Origin of the sequence: Mycobacterium sp. (genome assembly GCF_035499775.1) — a bacterium.
Lineage (GTDB): Bacteria > Actinomycetota > Actinomycetes > Mycobacteriales > Mycobacteriaceae > Mycobacterium.
This window is the reverse complement of the sequence record NZ_DATJYB010000376.1, coordinates 1-3,062: the sequence shown is the minus strand read 5'-3', so window position 1 is coordinate 3,062 and position 3,062 is coordinate 1. Positions and strand designations below refer to the sequence as shown.

The 3,062-nt window shown below is 62.5% G+C and carries 4 protein-coding genes and 1 pseudogene; 4 read left to right on the top strand and 1 reads right to left on the bottom strand.

The features are described from left to right. The first annotated feature begins 200 nt into the window (after positions 1 to 200). Together VML93_RS23235 and VML93_RS23230 are read left to right on the top strand one after the other, a co-directional pair. Positions 201 to 554, top strand: coding sequence for a response regulator (locus VML93_RS23235; RefSeq protein WP_325614637.1), 354 nt, complete (start codon positions 201 to 203; stop codon positions 552 to 554). A 344-nt stretch (positions 555 to 898) separates the two neighbouring features. Further along, positions 899 to 1,297, top strand: a complete 399-nt coding sequence (locus VML93_RS23230; protein ID WP_325614636.1) for a hypothetical protein — start codon at positions 899 to 901, stop codon at positions 1,295 to 1,297. Positions 1,298 to 1,471: 174 nt separating this feature from the next. Here VML93_RS23230 and VML93_RS23225 read toward each other — a convergent pair. Then, positions 1,472 to 1,712 (bottom strand): annotated as a pseudogene (locus VML93_RS23225) (histidine kinase); the annotation flags it as partial. Between the two features lie 385 nt (positions 1,713 to 2,097). Between VML93_RS23225 and VML93_RS23220 the strand changes: the two are divergent. Both VML93_RS23220 and VML93_RS23215 read left to right on the top strand, forming a co-directional pair. Continuing rightward, entirely contained in the window at positions 2,098 to 2,397 is a 300-nt protein-coding gene (locus VML93_RS23220; protein WP_325614635.1) for a PE family protein, read from the top strand. A gap of 15 nt (positions 2,398 to 2,412) precedes the next feature. After that, on the top strand, positions 2,413 to 3,062 hold a 650-nt coding region (locus VML93_RS23215; RefSeq protein WP_325614634.1), incomplete at its 3' end, for a PPE family protein.

Below are 3,062 nucleotides of genomic sequence, written 5' to 3'. Positions count from 1 at the left end.
CCCGTCAGCACCAGTCCGCGCTTTCCGGTTAGCCGTTACCTGGCAGCTAACGAGCAGCTCAGGCCGGTTGGTCTGGCTCCCGGCGGGATACTCGAAGTCGGCCGAACCTTCCCGACTCGGCAAGTCTTCCTGCTAGCCTCCATGCCATCAGTCCACCGCTACCCCACACTTAACTGGTGGGCGCTGAGCGGACGCGTTGCGTGATTGTCGACGACAATCGCGATTTTCTCGATGCGGCGTCGCAGTTGCTCGAGCATCAGGGCATTCACGTGGTAGCGGTCGCAACTTCCTCCGCAGAAGGGCTGCGGCGCATCGAGGAATTGCGGCCCGACGTCACCCTCGTTGATATCGATCTCGGCGAGGAGAGCGGTTTTGACGTCGTCGGAAAAATTCACCAAAACGGGTTCTGCGCCGGTGTGCCGACGATCTTGATCTCCACCCACGAGGAGGAAGACTTCGCCGAATTGGTCGCCGCCAGCCCAGCTCGTGCGTTCATCCCCAAGGCTGCTCTGTCCGGTGCCGCCATCCGAGACGTCCTTGGAATTGCCAGTTAGGGCACCGTTCGCGGGTCCGACGCGATGCCCGTCGGCGCCGCCTTGCCGCATCGCTGACCGTACCGGGTGACCGACGCTGTCGCCGAAGGCTTGGGCGACAGTCATTTCGGCACTTCGTTACAAACGTGGCCGGGTGCTATACCCGTTAGCGCGATACGCATTTTGCCGCTGGCCGTAACGACAGCCGCATACGTGGGCGGCATCCTAAATAGAGCCGATGTGACAGCACACTGCGACGCGGCCAGCATGCAGGAATGCTTGCGACCGAAGGCATCGCCGATACGAACCATGCACTCAAGTGAGGACAGGACATGTCAGCTTGCCACCTCTGCGACGGAACAGCGGTGTCCAAACCTCATGACGCCGTTGGGCATACCGCGCATGCGGAGTCCGACATCACAAAGGCCTGTCCGCACCTGTCGCATCGCTGGATCCCGGTAAGCGCGCAGCGGCGAACGCGCGCCCGCTGTGCGGGGTCGATCTTGCTTGATCTGGGCGTCATCGCCATAGCTGTGGTGATCGTTTTCGTCTTAGTTCTGCTTATTCATTACAGCGCCATCGGCAAACCACTTTTCGGGTTTGGTTCAGTGCAGCCGGAGCTGAACGACGAGACTGCGCCTTGCTTTCCGAGCGCAGTGACGCAGCAATTCACACCGGGTGAAGAGTTGATTGTGATGGTCAGCAACCATGCCTTGGCGCCGGTAAGCGATAGGCAACAGGAGCCGATGTCGTCGCTACCCTGAGCCAGGCCCTGCCCGCCAGAGGCAAACTGACGATAGCCACGGTTTCGTCTTCCCGAGGATCATCCCGACGCATTCGCGGCCCGATAGGCAGCGGGCACGAATTCCTAAGCGAGCCAGGATCATCGCGTGGCGTCCAGTATTCCAACTCGCACCGCACAAAAGGGATTTCTGCGGTAGCGTGGTTCCTTCGTGGTCGCGACTGGTGATGTCCATATGGCCGCCCAGTGCTTCCACACGGTCCTTTAGTCCGATAAGCCCGGACCCACGGGGATCAGCACCGCCGACCCCATCGTCTGCCACCGATAGCCGCACACGCCTGTCATCGGCATCCACGGTGACAGTGGTCGAGCCGCACGGGGATCGGTGAGCGACGGGCAAGCGCTTTCAAGGCTGGGCCGAGGCCGCCCTTCGTCAGGGCGCCACAAGCCGCCCGCCCAAGGCGCTGCCATCAACCGACATGAGTCCCTCTCAACTTGGCATTTTCGCATCTGTTCCCCAAGGATGCAGCTTCCGCACTCGTGTGTCGTTACCGGCAACCGCGATTCGCGTACCCCGCCAGCGGGTAGCGCAGACTCTCAGCGGTGTTTTCGGTAGACCACAATGTGATTCATCGCCGAGGGACACAACCCCAGAACAGATTCCAGCTAGCAGGAAGGCCAATGGACGCTAGCCCCGACGACATCAGCGGCGGTAGTCAGACATGCTAGGAGTCGAAACTTGGTTGTTGAGTGGGTATTCGAGCCCGTGGTTGGCATCAGTCTGCGGAGGCGAAAGCCAAAAACGTTATGGGAGAGAAATATATGTCATTCGTCACCACAGAACCGGAAGCTTTGACGGCGGCGGCGGCTCGGTTGACCGTCATCGGCTCGGCGATGAGCGCGACGAGTGGCGCGGTGGCCGCGCCGACCACCGGGCTCGTTCCGGCCGCCGCTGACGAGGTGTCTGCGCTGACCGCGGTAGCGTTCGCCGCCCACGGGCAGCTGTATCAGGAGGTCGGCGTGCAAGCGTTGGCAATTCACGAACTATTCGTGGCCACCTTGCAGGGCGCCGCCGGTTCGTATGCGGCCACCGAAGCGGCCAATGCAGCCGCCGCACGCTGAGAAACAGTAACAGCAATGGATTTCGGAGCGCTGCCCCCAGAGGTCAACAGCGGCCGGATGTACACCGGCCCGGGCCCTGGACCGATGCTCGCCGCCGCGGCGGGCTGGGACGAGCTAGCGGCCGAACTCTACTCGACGGCCGCCTCCTATTCCTCGGTAGTATCTGCGCTGACCAGCCAGAGCTGGCGCGGTCCGGCGTCGATGTCGATGGCAGCCGCGGCCGCGACTTATGTAGCGTGGCTCAGCGCTGCCGCAGCACAGGCTGAGGAGACAGCCTCCCAGGCCACAGCGGCGGCCTCGGCATTCGAGGCGGCGTTCGCCGCCACGGTTCCGCCGCCAATGATCGCAGCCAACCGTGCGCAATTGGCGATGTTGGTCGCGACCAACTTCTTGGGGATAAACACTGCAGCCATCATGGCGACCGAGGCTATGTATGCCGAGATGTGGGCTCAGGACGCGGCGGCCATGTACGGCTATGCCGGCTCGTCGGCCGCTGCGGCGACGCTGACGCCGTTCACCGCGCCGTCGCAAAACACCAACCCGGTCGGCCTGGGCGGCCAAATTGCCCCCGCCGCCAAGGCTTTTGGATCTTCGACTGGGATATCGCCAGAGACGATCGTCCAACAGATCCTCGATGATATTCACTACGCGCTGGCACCTGACCA

Coding starts and splice junctions, on each gene's coding strand:
- VML93_RS23220 (WP_325614635.1), top strand. CDS start 2,098: ATGTCATTCGTCACCACAGAACCGGAAGCTTTGACGGCGGCGGCGGCT.